Origin of the sequence: Noviherbaspirillum sp., from assembly GCF_035627455.1 — a bacterium.
In the GTDB taxonomy this organism is placed as follows: domain Bacteria; phylum Pseudomonadota; class Gammaproteobacteria; order Burkholderiales; family Burkholderiaceae_D; genus Noviherbaspirillum.
On record NZ_DASPLS010000044.1, the window covers coordinates 1 to 18,092 of the forward strand.

Here is an 18,092-nt window from a genome sequence, read left to right on the forward strand (position 1 = left end):
GAAGGCCGGCAGCAAGACCCTGCTGCTCGGACCGAACTGCCCGGGCCTGATCACGCCGGACGAAATCAAGATCGGCATCATGCCGGGCCACATCCACAAGAAGGGCCGCATCGGCGTCGTGTCGCGTTCCGGCACGCTGACCTATGAAGCGGTGGCGCAGCTGACCGCCCTCGGCCTCGGCCAGTCTTCCGCGGTCGGCATCGGCGGCGACCCGATCAACGGCCTGAAGCACATCGACGTGATGAAGGCGTTCAACGACGATCCGGATACCGACGCAGTCATCATGATCGGCGAAATCGGCGGTCCGGACGAGGCGAATGCGGCCGAGTGGATCAAGGACAACATGAAGAAACCGGTGGTCGGCTTCATCGCCGGCGTCACCGCGCCCCCGGGCAAGCGCATGGGCCACGCCGGCGCGCTGATCTCCGGCGGCGCCGATACCGCGCAAGCCAAGCTGGAAATCATGGAAGCCTGCGGCATCAAGGTCACGAAGAACCCGTCCGAGATGGCGCGTCTGCTGAAGGCCATGCTGTAACACAAGCGACGCCGGCGCAATCCGGCCCGCGCAAAACGGGGAGCTTCGGCTCCCCGTTTCATTTGGCGCGTCCCGCTGCGTCCGGTGCAATGGGTCGCGGCCGAATGGCGGCCGGGTTGCGGCCGGGTCGTATGTATAATCCTTCGATATGTCCACTGACCTCGAACTGCAATTCGCCGGAAAAACCGATACCGGGCTGGTGCGCGCGCAGAATGAAGATGCGATCGCGATCCACCCGGCGCATGGCTTCGTGGTGCTGGCCGACGGGATGGGCGGCTACAACGCCGGCGAGGTGGCCAGCAGCATGGCGACGGCGGTCATCAGCGAACGGCTGAGCCAGGGACTGGATACCCTGCGGCAAAACCGGGATGCGGCACAACGCCACAAGCAGCTGCATCAGCTGATGGACGATGCGCTGCAGGACGCGAACAAGGCGATCCTGGCGGCGGCCCGGGCGGAGCCACAGTATGAGGGCATGGGCACCACCGTGGTCGCTGCGGTCTTCCATCCGGACGGGCTGACCGTCGCCCATGTCGGTGACTCGCGCGCGTACCGTTTCCGCCGCGGCGAACTGGCGCAGATCACGCGCGACCATTCCCTGCTGCAGGAGCAGATCGACGCCGGCCTGCTGGACCCGGCGCTCGCGCGTTTTTCGCAGAGCAAGAACCTGGTCACCCGGGCGGTGGGTGTGGGCGCGGCGATGGAAGTGGAGATCCATGATCACCCGGTTCAGGCGGGCGATGTCTACCTGCTCTGCTCCGACGGGCTGTCGGACATGCTGCAGGATGCGGAGATCGCCGCCGTGCTTGCGCGCGCGCCGGCAGTGCTCGATGCCGCGTGCGACACGCTGGTGCAAAAAGCGAACGGCAATGGCGGCCTCGATAATATTTCCGTGGTGCTGGCCCGGGTGCAGGCGGGCGGCGGGCAGGCCTCGGGGCTGCTCCACCGGATCCTCAACTGGGTAAGCTGAGCGTAAAGGGCGGCGGGAGACGGGCATGGCGAAGATCATTCTTTCGAACGGCGCCAGGGTGCTGCGGGAGCTGGCGCTGACCAGGGAACGCGTCACCATCGGCCGGCGCCCGCATAACGATGTGGTGATCGATGACCGCGCGATCAGCGGCGAACACGCAGTCATCGTCAGCCGTGACGGCGACGCCTTCCTGGAAGACCTGAACAGCACCAACGGCACCCAGGTCAACGGCCAGCCGGTGAAGAAGCACTACTTGCAGGACAACGACGTGATCGAGCTGGCGCAATACCGGATCACCTATGTCGCCGGCGCTTCGGCTGCGCATCGGCCGGAACCGGCGGCGGCAATCCGGGTGCTGAACGGACCGAGCGCTGGCAGGGAGATCCTGCTGAACAAGGTATTGACCACGCTCGGCCGACCCGAACTGCAGGTCGCGGTGGTCACCCGCAAGGACCAGTCCTATTTTCTGGCGCATGTCGAGGGAGACAGCCTGCCGAAGCTGAACGGCCGGGAAATCGGCACGGAGCCGCGGCAGCTCGCCGATGGTGACCTGATTGACCTCGGAGGAACGGAAATGCGCGTTCTGCTCAAGGACAGCCGCTGTTCCAGGTGACAATTTCCGGCAGTTTGCGCGAATTGCGAAGCACGGCCACCGGGAACTGACAAAAAATGTCAGGTGCAATGCCAAATTTTGGCGCCCATCAGCCTTGAATTGCCCAAAATCGTTTTCATTTTCGCATCTTTCCTGTTGGCACACCCCTTGCAACATGGCAAGCGTGGTAGATGACCTTTCTACTGTTTATCAAGGAGAAGCAAAATGAAAACGCAACGCGCACAAGGCGGTTTTACCCTGATTGAATTGATGATCGTCGTGGCGATCATCGGTATCCTGGCTGCTGTCGCAGTCCCGGCATACCAGGACTACATCAAGAAGTCCGCATATACCGAAGTGACCGGTGCGATGGCTCCGTTCAAGTCCGCGATCGACGAGGCGTTCCAGGCCGGTGTCGCACTGGCTGACATGAGTGCCGCGACCAATGGCGGTGCCGCCACCAACCTCCCGGCGACTCCGGCAGCTTCCACCTCCAGGGCATTCAACAGCCTGGCTGTTGCCGCTGGCGTGATTACCGCAACGCCGAACGCGTACAAAGGCATTCTGGCCGCCGATACCTGCGTGCTGACGCCGACCGCGGAAGGCAACGCAGGTGCGCAACGCCTCGTCTGGAGATATTCTGGTGCCTGCGTGGACAAAGGCTACGTCAAGAACTAACGCATAGTTGTTGACCAGGAAGTAAAAAATGCCCACCGAAAGGTGGGCATTTTCATTTCAAGGCGCAAGTTCGAGTCTGATAGCTGCGGCTCGCGAACGTTTCTCTCTAGCCTGCGGCAAGGGCGCCCGGCGCCGCCCGGATCGCCGATATAGGCCGCAAAACGCTCGCTGCATGTTGCATCGATATGGTAGGCCAGGGTGCCGCAGTGTGCCGAAGGCACGTCCGCTGCGCGACGAGGCTAGGCCACCCAGTCCCCCGACTTTCCACCGTGCTTCTCCTGCACGCGCACATCCGTCATCACCATCCCGCGGTCCACCGCCTTGCACATGTCATAGATGGTCAGCAGGCCGACCTGCACCGCGGTCAGCGCTTCCATTTCCACGCCGGTTTTTCCGTAAGTCTCGACACGCGCGGTGCAGTCCACGCTCGATCGCGCCGCGTCGACCTCGAAGTCGACCGCTACCCGCGTGAGCGCCAGCGGATGGCATAGCGGAATCAGGTCGCTGGTGCGCTTTGCGGCCATGATCGCAGCCACGCGCGCAATGCCGAGCACATCGCCTTTTTTCGCGGTGCCGGACTGGATGATTGCCAGCGTTTCCGGCTTCATCCGGATCGTGCCGGCGGCCACGGCGATGCGGTGCGTCTCGTTTTTCGCGCCGACGTCGACCATGTGCGCTTGGCCGCTTTCGTCGAAGTGCGTCAGGCCGGCAGGGGCAGCGTCCGGCTGCGTCTGGTTTTTAATGTCCATCGGTAACAGGGAAAGTGGGTTCTTGAACGATTGGCGGGTGAGGGTATCATAGCACCGTGAATCCGAGAATTAAGCTTTCGCCCCCGGGGCGGCACCTGCGGCGCTTCGCGTTTCTCGCGGTGCTGTGCACCGCGCCGGTCGCGCTTGCGCCGTCGCTGACCGTCGCGCAGAACCTTCCCAGCCTGGGCGATACCGAGCGCGCCGAATTGTCGCCGGCGATGGAGCGCAAGCTGGGCGAACAGATCATGCGCGACATCCGGCGCGACCGCGACTATCTCGATGACGAGCCGGTGCTCGAGTATCTCAACGCCTTCGGCAACGGACTGGTCGCGACCCGGCCGGAAGCGCGCGGCGAGGCCGGCTACGACTACACCTTCTTCGCGGTGCGCGACGGCATGCTCAATGCGTTCGCCTTGCCCGGCGGTTTCATCGGCGTGCATTCGGCGCTGATCCTCGCGGCGCAGAACGAGTCGGAGCTCGCATCGGTGCTGGCGCATGAAGTCGGCCATGTCGCGCAGCGCCACATCGCGCGCATGCTCGGCCAGCAGCGCCAGGATGCGCTGATCCCGCTGGCCTCCGCGGTGCTGGCGGCGCTGGCCGCGCGCGGCAGTCCGGACGCGTCCGCGGCGCTGCTGATGGGCGGGCAGGGCATCGCGCTGCAGCGCCAGCTCAATTTCAGCCGCGACGCCGAGCGCGAGGCCGACCGTATCGGCCTGCAGATCCTGCGCGACGCCGGCTTCGACACTTCGGGCATGATTTCCTTCTTCGGCCGCGTGCAGAGCGCGAGCCGCAACTACACCGACGTGCCGGTCTACCTGCGCTCGCACCCGCTCACCACCGAGCGGATCGCCGACATCCAGGCCCGCACCCGCGACCAGCGCTACCGTCAGCGGCGCGACAGCCTGGATTTCCACCTTGTCCGCGCGCGCGTCCGGGTGCTGCAGGATATATCGATGCAAGGCTTGCGCGACGCGACGGTCGCCTTCGACAACCAGCTGCAGCAAAAGACGCCGCTGCAGACCGCCTCCGCACTCTACGGCAAGGCCGTCGTCGCGCTGCGGCAGGGCGCGCCGGCCAGGGCGCAGGCGCTGTACCAGGAAGCGATGGCGGCGGTGCAATCCCTGCCGGGCCAGGGGCAAAGCACGCTGCTGACCCAACTCGCGATCGACATCAGGCTGGCCGCCGGCCAGCACGCGGAGGCATTGAAGGAAGCCGATGCGGCACGCCAGAAGTTTCCCACTGCGCGCGGCATCGCCCGGCAGTACGCGGATGCGCTGGTCGCCGCCGGCCGCGCCGAGGATGCGGTGCGCTACCTGCGCGACCAGGTGCAGCTCTACAGGGAGGAGCCGAAGCTGTACGAACAACTGGCGAGAGTGTATGCGGTGCAGGGCAAGCAGGCGCTGCAGCATCTGGCGCTGGCCGAAGCTTACGCGCTCTCCGGCAGCGTCCCGGCGGCGGTCGATCAGCTTGGCATTGCGCGCCGCTCGTCCGATGCATCGTTCTACGACCAGGCGGTCATCGACGCGCGCGAACGCGAGTTCAAGGCGCGCTGGATGGAGGAAATGAAGGAAGGGCAGCAGCGTTACTGATGCGCCGCTGCGGCGCCCGCGTCCGGCTGCGGGCGCGCAACGAAGCCGAATCGGGTAGCCAGCTCGCCCTGCGCGAGGTGCGCCACAGGAACCTGCCGGCCGCCGAATTCCAGCGTCAGCCCGGCATCGTCCGACGGCTGGGCCAGCCAGGCCAGCAGGCGCTCGTCGTCGGCAGGCGCGCCCTGGAAGCGCAGCTGCGCCAGGCACTGCGCCATGTCGCGGTCATCGATCTGCGCAATCTTTTCCCCGCTCCCGAACACCAGCAATCCGGCATCCGTCATCCATGCGGCGTCAACCGCAGCCAGCGGCTCGCCGGTATGCAGCAGGAAGCCGTGTTCCGGATCGGTGCGCAGGATGAAGGGCGTTGCTTCCAGGTTCACATACACCCGCTGCGGCCCGTTCTGGAAGTACCAGCGGCCCTGCGCGTCGCACAGGTAGTTGCGGTTGATGAAGGCCAGCAGCGTGGCGTTGTGGATGCGGTCACCGGGCAGGTTCAGATTCTGCGCGCGCTCGTCGCGCATGCGCCAGTTGCCGCGCGCATCGAGTGCGAGCCAGCCGTAGCAGTGCGGTACGTTCGGCCATTTCGCCATGGCCTGTCTGACGATCTCGTCCATGATCCTATCGTGTTGCGCCTTCAAGAAAACCGAGGAGGCGGGCGGGCAGCCAGCCGAGTCCGCCGGCCGGGCCGCCGAAGGCGAAGCCGACATGCCCGCCGTGCTCCGGATAGTCCAGTGTGACCTGCGGCGACGCGCTCTCGGGCAGATGCTGCGCCGGCAGGAAGGGGTCGTTCTTTGCGTTGAGCACCAGCGTCGGCACGGTGATGTCGGACAGCACATGCCGCGCGCTCGCGCGGTCCCAGTAATCGTCCGTATCGCGGTAGCCGTGCAGCGGCGCGGTGACCACGTTGTCGAACTCGTACAGGCTGCGCGCGCCAAGCATCGCGTCGCGGTCGAACAGCCCGGGATACTGGCGCAGCTTGTGCAGGCATTTCGGCTTGAGCGTCTGCAGGAACATGCGGGTGTAGACGCGGTTGAAGCCGCGCGACAGCGCGGCGCCGCCGCCGGCCAGGTCGAGCGGCGCCGATACCGCGCACGCGGCGTCGACGATCTCTGCCTGATGCTGCGATTCACCCAGCCAGCGCAACAGCGCGTTGCCGCCCAGCGAGACGCCGGCGGCATAGAATTTCGCCGGCGGCAGCGCCTTCCTTTGCTCGCGCAGGCGCCGCACGATCCAGTCCACTTCCTGTGCGTCGCCCGAATGGTAGAAGCGCGGCGCGCGATTGAGTTCGCCCGAACAGCCGCGGAAATGCGGCACCGCGCCGGACCAGCCGATCGATGCGAGATGCGCCATCAGCGCGCGCGCATAGTGGCTGTCGGACGAGCCTTCCAGTCCATGGAACAGCACGATGAAGGGACGGCCCGGCCGGCCGTCGACGAAGTCGACGTCGATGAAGTCGCCATCCGGCGTGTCCCAGCGCTCGCGCCGGTAGGCCACCCGCGGCCGCGCGATGCAGGTCGCGGGGAAGATCGTCTGCAGGTGCCCGCCGGGCAGCCAGGTCGGGGCAGCGTACTTCATGGCCGCGGCAACTCCTAGTGCAGCAGCGCCGTGACCGGCGTATCCGCGGGCGCCTCGCCCGGGACCACCGACGCGTGATGCGTCATGATGCGCCAGCCCTGCGGCGTCTTCATGTAGACATTTGTCGCCAGGATGTGAATGTCCGGCTTGCGCGACGTGGTGCGGTGCACCTCCTCGATGATGTTGTGCACCGAGGTCATCATGTTTTGCGTGACATGCAGCTGCACCGGGCGGATCTGCACGCCGCCCTGCTCAAAAATCTGTTCCCAGGCAGCACGAATCGACGCATGGCCGACCAGGCGCGGGGCGCCGGGGTGGATGCACACGATATCTTCCTCGTCCGCCCAGAGCGACATCACCGCCTCGACGTCGGCGCGGCTGATCGCTTCATAAAACGCGGCTTCGGTTTCTTCCGGGGTTTCCAGTATTTTGGTTAGTTTTGGCATGATGTGGCGGCGCTCCTTTACGTGCAGAATGTTTCCGGGCAGGCAGTATGCAGCGCGCAAAGCCGGAGTCGGCTACACAGTATAGAACATTGCGGTCCGATGAATTCCTGGTCGGCCTGAACTGCCCGCGCGCAAGCCGAAAAGGCAGCGGCCCGGACCACATCTGTGAGTCCGGGCCGCCGGAGGAGTTGCGCCGGGATCAATGACCCTTGACGGCGGTCCCCGGTTTCAGTTTGTACACGGTGCCGCAATACGGGCACTGGCCTTCGCCGTGATGGTCGACGGGAATATAGATGCGCGGATGGGTGGACCAGATCGGCATTGACGGATTGGGGCAGTATGCCGGCAGGTCCTTGCCGTCGATCTCGACGTAGCTCATGACTTGCTTGGGTTCGCTCATGGGAGTTTTCCGAAAGGGTGATTAAACCAGGGTCAGCCAGTGCTCGTACTGCGGTGCGCGGCCGGCGACCACGTCGAAGAACAGCGTCTGCAGCTTCTCGGTGATCGGGCCGCGCTTGCCTTCGCCGATCTGGCGGTTGTCGAGTTCGCGGATCGGCGTGATCTCGGCGGCGGTGCCGGTGAAGAAGGCTTCGTCGCAGCAGTACACTTCGTCGCGGGTGATTCGTTTTTCAATGACCGGGATGCCGAGGTCGCGCGCCATCGTCAGCACCGCGTCGCGGGTGATGCCGTCCAGGCAGGAAGCGAGGTCGGGCGTGTAGATCTTGCCGTTCTTGATCACGAACACGTTCTCGCCGGAGCCTTCGGACACATAGCCTTCGGTGTCGAGCAGCAGCGCCTCGTCGTAGCCGTCGGCCAGCGCTTCCTGGTTGGCCAGGATCGAGTTGATGTAATAGCCGCAGGCCTTGGCGCGCACCAGCGACACGTTCACGTGGTGGCGGGTGAAGGAAGACGTCTTCACGCGGATGCCCTTGGCCAGTCCGTCCTCGCCGAGGTAGGCGCCCCACGGCCAGGCGGCGACGGCGACGTGGATCTTGTTGCCCTTGGCGGAGATGCCGAGCTTTTCGGAACCGATCCAGACCAGCGGGCGCAGGTAGCAGGATTCCAGCTTGTTCTCGCGCACCACGCTGCGCTGCGCTTCCATCAGCGTCTCCATGTCGAACGGGATCTCGAGCTGGAAGATCTTGGCCGAGTTGAACAGGCGCTGGGTATGCTCCTTCAGGCGGAAGATCGCGGTGCCCTTGGGCGTCTTGTACGCGCGCACGCCTTCGAACACGCCCATGCCGTAGTGCAGTGTGTGCGTGAGCACGTGCACGGTGGCGTCGCGCCAGTCGATCAGTTCGCCGTCTTTCCAGATTTTCCCGTCGCGGTCGGCCATGGACATGTCGTGCTCTCCCAAATCGTTGCAAAACCACGATTCTAGCGCACTCCAACGGGGGTGAAAATTCATCTGTAAAATGTGGCATTGGCATTTTTGCCTCCGCTTCTGCAGCCTGCGCCCGCAGCGGCGTTGCGCTGTTATCAATTGAACCATGCCGCCCCGCGGAGCGCGGCACGGTCCCGGCCCTGATATATGAGCAATACACAAGCAAGCACATCCCGCGACACTCTTCACGACGTCGAAAAGCGTGCCTATCGCGACGGCATGAAGGCCTGCGCACCCACCATGCTCGGCATCGGCGCATGGGGCATGGTGACCGGCATGGCGATGGTCAAGACCGGCCTGACCCTGTGGCAGGCGCTGGGCATGACTTTCCTCGTTTTCGCGGGCTCGGCGCAGCTGGCGTCGCTGCCGCTGATCGCCGCCAATGCGCCGGTCTGGGTGGTGTTCCTCACCGCGCTGGTGGTCAACCTGCGCTTCGTGATCTTCGCCGCCGCGATCGCGCCGCATTTCGCGCACCTGCCATGGTACAAACGCGTCTGGCATGGCTACTTCAACGCCGACATCACGATGGCGCTGTTCCCGCAGCGCTTCCCGGCTGAAACGGTGCACCAGCCGGCCGGCAAGGTCGGCTTTTTCAACGGCATCTGCTATCCGAACTGGTGCGCCTGGCAGGCGGGTTCGGTAATCGGCATCCTGGCCGCGAGCCAGATCCCCGAAAGCTGGGGCATCGGCTTTGCCGGCACGCTCGCCTTGCTGGCTATCACGATCCCGCTGACCATCAACTTCCCGGCGCTGGTAGGCGTGATCGTCGCCGGCGTCGTCGCGGTGGCGGCAGCATCGCTTCCGTACCGGCTCGGCCTGCTGCTCGCGGTGATCGTCGGCATGGCTGCCGCGATGGCAGCGGATACTTACCTGGACAACAAGGAAAAGGCATGAACGCCGTCGATACCTGGCTGACCATCATCCTGCTGACCGTCGCGACGGTCATCACGCGCAGCTCCTTCTTTCTGCTCGGACATGCGGTCAAGCTGCCGCCGAAAGTCCAGCATGCGCTGCGTTACGCGCCCGCCGCCGCCCTGGCGGCGATCGTGGTGCCCGACCTGGTGCTGGCCAACGGCGCATTGCACCTGACCTGGACCAATCCCAAGCTGGTGGCGGGCGTGGGCGCGGCCGCTTTCTTTCTGGCCACGCGGCACCTGCTGGGCACGATCCTCGCGGGCATGGCGCTCTATACTTTGCTGCGCATCAGCTTGTAGGCGAGAAAGCGTTTTTTGCCGGAGTGCGGTGCGGTAAAATACCCGTTTTTCCAAACTTTCCACTTTTTCAATCCCTCAATCCCGTCTGCCAGCCATGCAATTCAACCGCTTGAGTGACCTCATCGCACGCAACCAACTCCAGGGCAAACGCGTTTTCATCCGGGCCGATCTGAACGTGCCACAGGATGACGCCGGCAACATCACCGAAGACACCCGCATCCGCGCCTCCGTGCCGGCGATCCAGCAGGCAGTCGATGCCGGCGCCGCCGTGATGGTGACTTCCCACCTCGGCCGCCCGACCGAAGGCGAATTCAAGCCGGAAGACTCGCTGGCGCCGATTGCCAGGCGCCTGTCCGAGCTGCTCGGCAAGCCGGTGGAGCTGAAGCAGAACTGGGTCGACGGCGTCGACGTGCAGCCGGGTCAAGTGGTGCTGCTGGAGAACTGCCGCGTCAACAAGGGCGAGAAAAAGAACAGCGACGAACTAGCGCAGAAGATGGCGAAGCTGTGCGACATTTACGTCAATGACGCCTTCGGCACCGCCCACCGCGCGGAAGCGACCACGCACGGCATCGCGAAATTCGCGCCGGTTGCCTGCGCCGGTCCGCTGCTGGCGGCGGAACTCGATGCGCTCGGCAAGGCGCTCGGCCAGCCGGCGCGTCCCTTGGCGGCGATCGTCGCCGGCTCCAAGGTGTCGACCAAGCTGACCATCCTGAAGACGCTGGCCGAGAAGGTGGACAACCTGATCGTCGGCGGCGGCATCGCCAACACCTTCATGCTCGCGTCCGGCCTGAAGATCGGCAAGTCGCTGGTCGAATCTGACCTCGTCAGCGAGGCGAAAGCCATCATCGATATGATGGCCCAGCGCGGCGCGTCGGTGCCGATCCCGGTCGATGTGGTCTGCGCGAAGGAGTTCGCGGCGACCGCGGCGGCCACCGTGAAGGATGTGAAGGACGTGGCCGACGACGACATGATTCTCGATATCGGCCCGAAGACGGCGGCAACGCTGGCCGAGCAGATCGCCGGTGCCGGCACCGTCGTCTGGAACGGCCCGGTCGGGGTGTTCGAATTCGACCAGTTCGGCGAAGGTACGAAGACGCTGGCGATGGCGATCGCGAACTCCAAGGCCTTCTCGATCGCCGGCGGCGGCGATACGCTGGCCGCGATCGCGAAGTACAACATTGCCGACAAGGTCGGCTATATCTCGACCGGCGGCGGCGCCTTCCTGGAATTCCTCGAAGGCAAGACGCTCCCGGCGGTCGACATTCTGTTGCAGCGGGCGAAGCAATGAAATAACAAGGAGCGGCGCCACCGCCGCTCCTTACCGTCTGTTGCCACTGGGATTACTACTACATGATCAGAGCCACAAAAATCGTTGCCACCATCGGCCCCGCTTCGAGCGATCCGGAAACCCTCACCCGCATGATCAAGGCCGGTGTAAACGTGGTGCGGCTGAATTTCTCGCACGGCAAGGCGCAGGACCACATCGACCGCGCCGCGCTGGTGCGCAAGGCAGCGGCCGAGTGCGGCCGCGAGATTGCCATCATGGCCGACCTGCAGGGACCGAAGATCCGCATCGGCAAGTTCGAGAACGGCAAGATCTTCCTCGAGAACGGCAGCAAGTTCGTGCTGGACGCCGAATGCGAGCTGGGCAACCAGGCGCAGGTCGGCCTCGACTACAAGGAACTGCCGCGCGATATCCGCGCGGGCGACGTGCTGCTGCTCAATGACGGCCTGATCGTGCTGGTGGTCGACCGCGTGGTCGGCAGCGCGATCCATACCACCGTCAAGATCGGCGGCGAGCTGTCCAACAACAAGGGCATCAACCGCCTGGGCGGCGGCCTGTCGGCGCCGGCGCTGACGGCCAAGGACATGGAAGACATCAAGACCGCGATGAGCTTCCAGGCGGACTACATCGCGGTGTCCTTCCCGAAGAGCGCGACCGACATGATCATGGCGCGCCAGCTGGCCAATATCGCTGCCGAATCGACCCGCCACAGGCCGCAGATGATCGCCAAGATCGAGCGTGCCGAGGCGATCCCGGCGCTGCAGGAGATCCTCGACGCTTCCGACGGCATCATGGTCGCGCGCGGCGACCTGGCGGTGGAAGTTGGCAACGCCGCGGTGCCGGCGCTGCAGAAGCGCATGATCAAGATGGCGCGCGCATCGAACAAGCTGGCGATCACCGCGACCCAGATGATGGAGTCGATGATCGTCAACGCCGTGCCGACGCGCGCGGAAGTGAGCGACGTCGCCAATGCGGTGCTGGACGGCACAGACGCAGTGATGACATCGGCCGAGACCGCCTCCGGCAAGTACCCGGTCGAGACGGTGGAAACGATGGCGGCGGTCTGCCTCGAAGCCGAGAAGTCCGACGTGATCAAGCTCGACGCCGACTTCCTGAACGTGACCTTCACCCGCATCGACCAGTCGATCGCCTACGGCGCGCTGTTTACCGCCTACCATCTGCGGGTCAAGGCGATCGTCGCGCTGACAGAGTCGGGGTCGACCGCGTTGTGGATGAGCCGCCATAACATCGATATCCCGATTTTTGCGCTGACGCCCATGCTCGGCACCCAGCGCAAGACCGCGCTGTACCGCAACGTCTCCACCTTCGAGCTGGCGCATTCCAGCGACCGTGAAGCGGTGCTGAAAGCCGCGCAGGATTTGCTTCTCGCCAAAGGCGTGGTGCAGAAAGGTGACATGATTGTGGTCACCTGGGGCGAACCCATGGGCCAGGTCGGCGGCACCAACGCCCTGAAGATCATGAAGATCGGCGAATACTGATTTTTTATTTTGGAGAACTGATATGCCTCTCGTATCCATGCGCCAACTGCTCGACCATGCCGCTGAAAACGGTTACGGTCTGCCGGCATTCAACGTCAACAACCTGGAGCAGGTCACCGCGATCATGCAGGCCGCCGATGAAGTCGGCGCTCCGGTGATCATGCAGGCGTCCGCGGGCGCCCGCAAGTATGCAGGCGAAGCCTTCCTGCGCCACCTGATCGAAGCCGCGGTCGAAGCCTACCCGCACATTCCGGTCGTGATGCACCAGGACCACGGCCAGTCGCCGGCGGTCTGCATGGCGGCGATCAAGTCCGGCTTCACCTCGGTGATGATGGACGGTTCGCTGATGGAAGACGGCAAGTCCGTCGCCAGCTACGAGTACAACGTCGAGGTATCGCGCAAGGTGGTCGAGTTCTCGCATGCGATCGGCGTCACCGTCGAAGCGGAACTGGGCGTGCTCGGCTCGCTCGAGACCATGAAGGGCGACAAGGAAGACGGCCACGGCGCGGAAGGCACGATGACCCGTGAACAGCTGCTGACCGACGTCAACCAGGCCGCCGACTTCGTCAAGCTGACCCAGTGCGACGCGCTGGCGATCGCGATCGGCACCTCGCACGGCGCCTACAAGTTTTCGCGCAAGCCGACCGGCGACATCCTCGCGATCGAGCGCATCAAGGAAATCCATGCGCGCATCCCGAACACCCACCTGGTGATGCACGGCTCCTCGTCGGTGCCGCAGGAACTGCTGGCCGAGATCCGCGAATTCGGCGGCGACATGAAGGAAACCTATGGCGTGCCGGTCGAGGAAATCCAGGAAGGCATCAAGCACGGCGTGCGCAAGATCAACATCGACACCGACATCCGCCTGGCGATGACGGCAGCGATCCGCCGCTTCTTCTTCGAGAATCCGTCCAAGTTCGACCCGCGCGAATACCTGAAGCCGGCGCGCGAAGCCGCCAAGCAGATCTGCAAGTCGCGCTTCGTCGCCTTCGGTTGCGAAGGCCAGGCCGCGAAGATCAAGCCGATTTCGCTGGAAAAAATGGCTGAAAAATACAAGAAAGGCGAACTCGCCCAGATCGTGCAGTAAAATTCAGCTTCGGAAACAAACCGGCCGGCGGCGTGTGCAGCACCCGCCGGTTTAGCTTTTTTGGAAAGCCGCTTGGAAAGCCTCATGAACAGCCTTTACCAGTCCACCATCCAGTCCCTTCCGCTGCTGGGCCGCGGCAAAGTACGCGACAACTATGCGGTCGGCGACGACAAGATCCTGATCGTGACTACCGACCGCCTGTCGGCCTTCGACGTGGTGATGAATGAACCGATTCCCGGCAAGGGCAAGGTGCTGAACCAGATGTCGAACTTCTGGTTCAAGATGCTGGGCAATATCGTGCCGAACCACCTGACCGGCGTCGCGCCGGAGTCGGTGGTGCGCCCGGACGAGGTGGAGCAGGTGCGCGGCCGCGCCGTCGTCGCCAAGCGCCTGAAGCCGATCCTGGTCGAGGCGGTGGTGCGCGGCTACATCATCGGGTCCGGCTGGAAGGATTACCAGGCCACCGGCACCATCTGCGGCATCGCGCTGCCGCAAGGCCTGCGCCAGGCGGACAAGCTCGCTGCGCCGATCTTTACGCCGGCGGCCAAGGCCGACCTCGGCGAGCATGACGAGAACATCAGCTTCGCCGAGATGGAAAACCGCATCGGCGGCGAGCTCGCTGCGCAGATCCGCGATGTCAGCATCAGGCTGTACCAGACCGCCGCCGACTACGCGGCCACCCGCGGCATCATCATCGCCGATACCAAATTCGAATTCGGCCTGGACGACAACGGCACGCTGCACCTGATGGATGAGGTGCTGACCGCCGATTCCTCGCGCTTCTGGCCGGCCGACTCCTACGCGCCCGGCATGTCGCCGCCGTCCTTCGACAAGCAGTTCGTGCGCGACTACCTGGAAACGCTGAAGGACTGGAACAAGACCGCGCCGGCGCCGGCGCTGCCTGCCGACGTGATCGACCGGACCGGCGCGAAATACCGCGAGGCGCTCGAGCGCCTGACCGGCGACACCCTGAAGGACTGACATGAGCGCACAGAAACCTCTCGTCGGCGTGATCATGGGTTCCTCGTCCGACTGGGACGTGATGCAGCATGCGGTAGCCATGCTGAAGGATTTCGGCGTGCCGTACGAGGCGCAGGTGATTTCCGCGCACCGCATGCCGGACCGGATGTTCGAGTACGCCGAAACCGCGCGCGAGCGCGGCCTGCACGCGATCATCGCCGGCGCCGGCGGCGCGGCGCACCTGCCGGGCATGGTGGCGGCCAAGACCATCGTGCCGGTGCTGGGCGTGCCGGTGCCGTCCAAATACCTGCGCGGCGAGGATTCGCTGCTCTCCATCGTGCAGATGCCCAAGGGCGTTCCGGTGTCGACCTTCGCCATCGGCGAGGCCGGCGCGGCGAATGCGGCGCTGACCGCGATCGCGATCCTTGCAACCACCGACGACCAGCTTGCCGCGCGCCTGCAGGAATTCCGCGCCCGCCAGACCGAGGCAGCCTTTGCGATGACGCTTCCGGCATGAACCAGCCATTTCCGCCTTTCCTGCCGTCTGCCGCGCCCGCGACCTGGCTCGGCGTGATGGGTGGCGGCCAGCTCGGCCGCATGTTCGTGCACGCCGCGCAAAAGATGGGCTTCAAGGTGGCGGTGCTGGAGCCGGCGCGCGATTGCCCCGCCGGCCACGCAGCCGACCGCCTGATCTGCGCGAAATACGATGACGAGGCAGCGCTGGCGGAACTTGCGTCGCAATGCGCCGCCGTGACCACCGAATTCGAGAACGTTCCCGCGCAAAGTCTGGCTTTTCTCTCTGAACGCACCTTCGTCGCGCCCGGCCCGGCCTGCGTGTCGGTCGCGCAGGACCGTCTGGCGGAAAAGCGCTTCTTCACCGACTGCGCGCCGGCATCCGGCGTGCTTCCCGCACCGTACCACGCGATCGTGGACGATGCCGACCTCGATGCCATTCCCGAGTCGCTGTTCCCGGGCATCCTGAAGACGGTGCGCATGGGCTATGACGGCAAGGGGCAGGTCCGGGTGAAGTCCGGGGAAGACGTGCGCCAGGCGTTTGCCGGCATGGGCGGCGTGGCCTGCGTGCTCGAGAAGATGCTGCCGCTGGCATATGAAATCTCGGTACTGGCCGCGCGCGGCGCAGACGGCGAGTCGGTGGTGTACCCGATCGCCGAGAACGTGCATCGCGACGGCATCCTCTTCACCACCACCGTGCCGGGACCGAACGTGTGCGGCGAGAGCGCGGCGAAGGCGCAGGCGGCGGCGCTCGCCATCATCGCGCAGCTCGGCTATGTCGGCGTGCTGTGCATCGAGTTCTTCGTGCTGCAGGACGGTTCGCTGGTGGTCAATGAAATGGCGCCGCGCCCGCACAACAGCGGCCACTACACGATCGATGCCTGCGTCACCAGCCAGTTCGCGCAACAGGCGCGCGCGATGGCGCGCCTGCCGCTGGGCGATGTGCGGCAGCATTCGCCGGCGGTGATGCTCAACATTCTCGGCGACGTCTGGTTCGAAGGCGACAGCGACGTGCCGCGCGAGCCCGCGTGGGACAAGGTGCTCGCGCTGCCCGGCGCCAACCTGCACCTGTACGGCAAGGACGACCCGCGCCGCGGGCGCAAGATGGGGCACGTGACCTTCGTCGACCCCACGCTGGAACTGGCGCAGCAGCACCTGCATGCCGCCTGCGGCATCCTCGGCATTCCCCTCTGACGCAATGACTGACAGGACACCGGACATGCCCGCCATCGCGGCGGCCGCGCGCCAGCTGGAACAGGGCGAGCTCGTCGCCTTCCCGACCGAGACCGTCTACGGCCTCGGCGCGGATGCGGAAAACCCGGACGCGGTCGCAAAGATCTACGCCGCCAAGGGCAGGCCGTCCAATCATCCGGTCATCGTCCATCTCGCGCCCGGCGCGGATGTCGAGTATTGGGCAAGCACGATTCCGGACGAAGCGCGCAAGCTGATCGCCGCCTTCTGGCCCGGCCCCCTGACCCTGATCCTCAAGCGTGCGCCGCACATTCCCGCCGCGGTCTCCGGCGGCCAGGATTCGATCGGCCTGCGCTGTCCTTCGCATCCCGTCGCGCAGGCACTGCTGCGCGCATTCAAGGCAGGCAAGGGCGGGGTGGCGGCGCCATCGGCCAACCGCTTCGGCCATGTCAGTCCGACCACCGCCCAGCACGTGCGGGATGAATTCGGCGATGGCGGAGACAGCCCGCTGGCCTGCATCCTGGATGGCGGACAGAGCGAGGTCGGGATCGAATCGACGATTCTCGACCTGTCCCGCATCGGCAGCCACGGGCCGGTCCTGCTGCGGCCGGGGCAGATCGGCAGCGACGCGATCGCCAGCGTGCTGGGCGTAGCGCCGCGCCTGCCGGACACCGCTGCGCCGCGCGCATCGGGAACGCTGGAAGCGCATTACGCGCCGGCCACACCGGTCGCACTGGTCGCGCCCGGCGATCTGCAGCAGGCGATCGCAACTTTGCGCCAGGCAGGACAGAGTTTTGCGCTGATCCGGTGCGGCGCCGGTGCCGTCCCCGATGCCGCCGCGCAGATGCAGCTGCCATCAACCGCGGATGGCTATGCGCACGACCTCTACGCCGCGCTGCGCGCGATGGACGGCGCGCGTGCGGCGGTCATCCTGGTCGAGGCGCCGCCGGCGACAGACGACTGGCAGGGCGTGAACGACCGCCTGCGCCGCGCCGCCCACGATTCCCAGGGCATCCTTTCGCGCCTGTCCGGCACGCACCGGTAGGCGCATCCTCCGCCGCGCATCGCCTGCGGTTTGACCCTCCGGGCCCCGTTCTGATCCCCGTCGGCTTCTACCAACAATTAGTGAGTTTCCTCTAAAAACCATTCCTCTCATGTCAGACGTTCAATGACATACTACCTGGCAGGAATGGCACGTCCGTTCGTTTTTCATCCGTAACACAATATAAGAGGAGATCAGATGAGAAATACGCACTACGCAGCCGGGGTGCTTGCCGTCGCTGCACTGGCAGGTTGCGGCGGGGGCGGCAGCAGCAGCGGCCCCGTCACCGATACCACGCTCGCCCGCGGCAGCCTCGTCGCCAATCCGCCGAACCTGGTCCCGATTCCGCAAGCCGACGGCAGCGTGTCGCCCAGGCTCGAGCCGGCGGTCTTTGCGCAGATGCTCGAGTCTTCCAAGCCGGGCACGACCCAGCTGACCGGCACGCCGAAGTGCGCGGTCACCACCTATTACATGAAATACGGCACCGTCGGCGGCGCCAACGAGCCGACCGATGCCACCGGCGCCCTCATGGTCCCGTCCGGCAGCGATCCCGCCTGTGCCGGTCCGCGCCCGGTCGTGCTGTATGCGCACGGCACCACGGTCGACAAGAGCTACAACATGGCGAACCTGCGCGACAACGCGGAAGCGTCCTTCCTCGCGGCGATGTACGCGGCGCAGGGCTTCATCGTGGTGGCGCCGAACTACGCCGGCTACGACGTTTCCTCCTTGCCCTACCATCCCTACCTGAATGCGGAACAGCAGTCGAACGACATGATCGACGCG

General features: G+C 65.1%; 20 protein-coding genes and 1 pseudogene. 15 read left to right on the plus strand and 6 right to left on the minus strand.

Translation table 11 applies throughout. From position 1 onward, the window contains the following. The 4 genes and pseudogenes from VEC01_RS08540 to VEC01_RS08555 all read left to right on the plus strand — a co-directional run. Positions 1-535 (plus strand): annotated as a pseudogene (locus VEC01_RS08540) (succinate--CoA ligase subunit alpha); the annotation flags it as partial. 148 nt (positions 536-683) lie between these two features. Continuing rightward, positions 684-1,505 carry a Stp1/IreP family PP2C-type Ser/Thr phosphatase gene (locus VEC01_RS08545; RefSeq protein WP_324900390.1) on the plus strand — a complete coding sequence of 274 codons (822 nt, stop codon included), beginning with the start codon at positions 684-686 and terminating at the stop codon, positions 1,503-1,505. Positions 1,506-1,530: 25 nt separating this feature from the next. Next, a complete protein-coding gene (locus VEC01_RS08550; RefSeq protein WP_324900391.1) occupies positions 1,531-2,118 on the plus strand; it encodes an FHA domain-containing protein in 588 nt (195 codons plus the stop codon). A 204-nt stretch (positions 2,119-2,322) separates the two neighbouring features. Beyond that, the gene (locus tag VEC01_RS08555; RefSeq protein WP_324900392.1) at positions 2,323-2,775 is read left to right on the plus strand and encodes a pilin; all 453 of its coding nucleotides are present in this window, start codon (positions 2,323-2,325) and stop codon (positions 2,773-2,775) included. Between the two features lie 239 nt (positions 2,776-3,014). Here the strand turns inward: VEC01_RS08555 and moaC are convergent, their stop codons facing one another. Further along, a complete protein-coding gene (moaC, locus tag VEC01_RS08560; protein WP_324900393.1) occupies positions 3,015-3,524 on the minus strand; it encodes a cyclic pyranopterin monophosphate synthase MoaC in 510 nt (169 codons plus the stop codon). Positions 3,525-3,580: 56 nt separating this feature from the next. Between moaC and VEC01_RS08565 the strand changes: the two genes are divergently transcribed. Continuing rightward, the gene (locus VEC01_RS08565) at positions 3,581-5,113 is read left to right on the plus strand and encodes a M48 family metalloprotease (protein ID WP_414691428.1); all 1,533 of its coding nucleotides are present in this window, start codon (positions 3,581-3,583) and stop codon (positions 5,111-5,113) included. Here VEC01_RS08565 and VEC01_RS08570 read toward each other — a convergent pair. From VEC01_RS08570 to VEC01_RS08590, 5 genes are all read right to left on the minus strand, one after another. Next, positions 5,107-5,727: a DUF2946 family protein gene (locus tag VEC01_RS08570; RefSeq protein ID WP_324900394.1), complete on the minus strand. Its 621-nt coding sequence runs from the start codon at positions 5,725-5,727 to the stop codon at positions 5,107-5,109. The genes VEC01_RS08565 and VEC01_RS08570 overlap by 7 nt on opposite strands. 4 nt (positions 5,728-5,731) lie before the next feature. Then, positions 5,732-6,688, minus strand: coding sequence for a YheT family hydrolase (locus VEC01_RS08575; protein ID WP_324900395.1), 957 nt, complete (start codon positions 6,686-6,688; stop codon positions 5,732-5,734). A 14-nt stretch (positions 6,689-6,702) separates the two neighbouring features. Next, entirely contained in the window at positions 6,703-7,134 is a 432-nt protein-coding gene (locus VEC01_RS08580; RefSeq protein WP_324900396.1) for a nuclear transport factor 2 family protein, read from the minus strand. Between the two features lie 199 nt (positions 7,135-7,333). Beyond that, positions 7,334-7,534 carry a zinc-finger domain-containing protein gene (locus tag VEC01_RS08585; RefSeq protein ID WP_324900397.1) on the minus strand — a complete coding sequence of 67 codons (201 nt, stop codon included), beginning with the start codon at positions 7,532-7,534 and terminating at the stop codon, positions 7,334-7,336. Positions 7,535-7,555: 21 nt separating this feature from the next. Further along, positions 7,556-8,476 (minus strand): branched-chain amino acid transaminase, encoded by a 921-nt coding sequence (locus VEC01_RS08590; protein ID WP_324900398.1) that lies wholly within the window; start codon positions 8,474-8,476, stop codon positions 7,556-7,558. A gap of 189 nt (positions 8,477-8,665) precedes the next feature. On the opposite strand from VEC01_RS08590, the gene VEC01_RS08595 reads away from it, so the two are divergent. The 10 genes from VEC01_RS08595 to VEC01_RS08640 form a co-directional block, all read left to right on the plus strand. Then, positions 8,666-9,412 (plus strand): AzlC family ABC transporter permease, encoded by a 747-nt coding sequence (locus VEC01_RS08595; RefSeq protein ID WP_324900399.1) that lies wholly within the window; start codon positions 8,666-8,668, stop codon positions 9,410-9,412. Next, positions 9,409-9,732 (plus strand): AzlD domain-containing protein, encoded by a 324-nt coding sequence (locus VEC01_RS08600; RefSeq protein WP_324900400.1) that lies wholly within the window; start codon positions 9,409-9,411, stop codon positions 9,730-9,732. The genes VEC01_RS08595 and VEC01_RS08600 overlap by 4 nt, the downstream gene beginning before the upstream one ends. Positions 9,733-9,826: 94 nt before the next feature. Continuing rightward, positions 9,827-11,020 carry a phosphoglycerate kinase gene (locus VEC01_RS08605; RefSeq protein WP_324900401.1) on the plus strand — a complete coding sequence of 398 codons (1,194 nt, stop codon included), beginning with the start codon at positions 9,827-9,829 and terminating at the stop codon, positions 11,018-11,020. 62 nt (positions 11,021-11,082) lie between these two features. Beyond that, entirely contained in the window at positions 11,083-12,516 is a 1,434-nt protein-coding gene (pyk, locus tag VEC01_RS08610) for a pyruvate kinase (RefSeq protein ID WP_324900402.1), read from the plus strand. 22 nt (positions 12,517-12,538) lie between these two features. Beyond that, a complete protein-coding gene (gene fba / locus VEC01_RS08615; RefSeq protein ID WP_324900403.1) occupies positions 12,539-13,603 on the plus strand; it encodes a class II fructose-bisphosphate aldolase in 1,065 nt (354 codons plus the stop codon). An 84-nt stretch (positions 13,604-13,687) separates the two neighbouring features. After that, complete coding sequence (locus tag VEC01_RS08620) at positions 13,688-14,584, plus strand: phosphoribosylaminoimidazolesuccinocarboxamide synthase (RefSeq protein ID WP_324900404.1); 897 nt, start codon at positions 13,688-13,690, stop codon at positions 14,582-14,584. Position 14,585: 1 nt separating this feature from the next. Next, the gene (gene purE, locus VEC01_RS08625) at positions 14,586-15,080 is read left to right on the plus strand and encodes a 5-(carboxyamino)imidazole ribonucleotide mutase (protein WP_324900405.1); all 495 of its coding nucleotides are present in this window, start codon (positions 14,586-14,588) and stop codon (positions 15,078-15,080) included. Next, a complete protein-coding gene (locus tag VEC01_RS08630) occupies positions 15,077-16,270 on the plus strand; it encodes a 5-(carboxyamino)imidazole ribonucleotide synthase (protein ID WP_324900406.1) in 1,194 nt (397 codons plus the stop codon). Before purE ends, VEC01_RS08630 begins: the two co-directional genes overlap by 4 nt. 4 nt (positions 16,271-16,274) lie before the next feature. Continuing rightward, a complete protein-coding gene (locus tag VEC01_RS08635) occupies positions 16,275-17,312 on the plus strand; it encodes an L-threonylcarbamoyladenylate synthase (RefSeq protein WP_414691429.1) in 1,038 nt (345 codons plus the stop codon). A gap of 195 nt (positions 17,313-17,507) precedes the next feature. Then, positions 17,508-18,092 (plus strand): alpha/beta hydrolase family protein (locus VEC01_RS08640; protein ID WP_414691430.1); only part of this gene is annotated, 585 nt, incomplete at its 3' end.

Excerpts from the sequence above, each read along its gene's own strand:
- VEC01_RS08555 (WP_324900392.1), top strand. The coding sequence starts at position 2,323 with ATGAAAACGCAACGCGCACAAGGCGGTTTTACCCTGATTGAATTGATG.
- fba (WP_324900403.1), top strand. The coding sequence starts at position 12,539 with ATGCCTCTCGTATCCATGCGCCAACTGCTCGACCATGCCGCTGAAAAC.
- VEC01_RS08570 (WP_324900394.1), bottom strand. The coding sequence starts at position 5,727 with ATGGACGAGATCGTCAGACAGGCCATGGCGAAATGGCCGAACGTACCG.
- pyk (WP_324900402.1), top strand. The coding sequence starts at position 11,083 with ATGATCAGAGCCACAAAAATCGTTGCCACCATCGGCCCCGCTTCGAGC.
- VEC01_RS08590 (WP_324900398.1), bottom strand. The coding sequence starts at position 8,476 with ATGTCCATGGCCGACCGCGACGGGAAAATCTGGAAAGACGGCGAACTG.
- VEC01_RS08630 (WP_324900406.1), top strand. The coding sequence starts at position 15,077 with ATGAACCAGCCATTTCCGCCTTTCCTGCCGTCTGCCGCGCCCGCGACC.
- purE (WP_324900405.1), top strand. The coding sequence starts at position 14,586 with ATGAGCGCACAGAAACCTCTCGTCGGCGTGATCATGGGTTCCTCGTCC.
- VEC01_RS08575 (WP_324900395.1), bottom strand. The coding sequence starts at position 6,688 with ATGAAGTACGCTGCCCCGACCTGGCTGCCCGGCGGGCACCTGCAGACG.
- VEC01_RS08635 (WP_414691429.1), top strand. The coding sequence starts at position 16,275 with ATGACTGACAGGACACCGGACATGCCCGCCATCGCGGCGGCCGCGCGC.
- VEC01_RS08600 (WP_324900400.1), top strand. The coding sequence starts at position 9,409 with ATGAACGCCGTCGATACCTGGCTGACCATCATCCTGCTGACCGTCGCG.
- VEC01_RS08545 (WP_324900390.1), top strand. The coding sequence starts at position 684 with ATGTCCACTGACCTCGAACTGCAATTCGCCGGAAAAACCGATACCGGG.
- VEC01_RS08550 (WP_324900391.1), top strand. The coding sequence starts at position 1,531 with ATGGCGAAGATCATTCTTTCGAACGGCGCCAGGGTGCTGCGGGAGCTG.
- VEC01_RS08605 (WP_324900401.1), top strand. The coding sequence starts at position 9,827 with ATGCAATTCAACCGCTTGAGTGACCTCATCGCACGCAACCAACTCCAG.
- VEC01_RS08580 (WP_324900396.1), bottom strand. The coding sequence starts at position 7,134 with ATGCCAAAACTAACCAAAATACTGGAAACCCCGGAAGAAACCGAAGCC.
- VEC01_RS08585 (WP_324900397.1), bottom strand. The coding sequence starts at position 7,534 with ATGAGCGAACCCAAGCAAGTCATGAGCTACGTCGAGATCGACGGCAAG.
- VEC01_RS08595 (WP_324900399.1), top strand. The coding sequence starts at position 8,666 with ATGAGCAATACACAAGCAAGCACATCCCGCGACACTCTTCACGACGTC.
- moaC (WP_324900393.1), bottom strand. The coding sequence starts at position 3,524 with ATGGACATTAAAAACCAGACGCAGCCGGACGCTGCCCCTGCCGGCCTG.
- VEC01_RS08620 (WP_324900404.1), top strand. The coding sequence starts at position 13,688 with ATGAACAGCCTTTACCAGTCCACCATCCAGTCCCTTCCGCTGCTGGGC.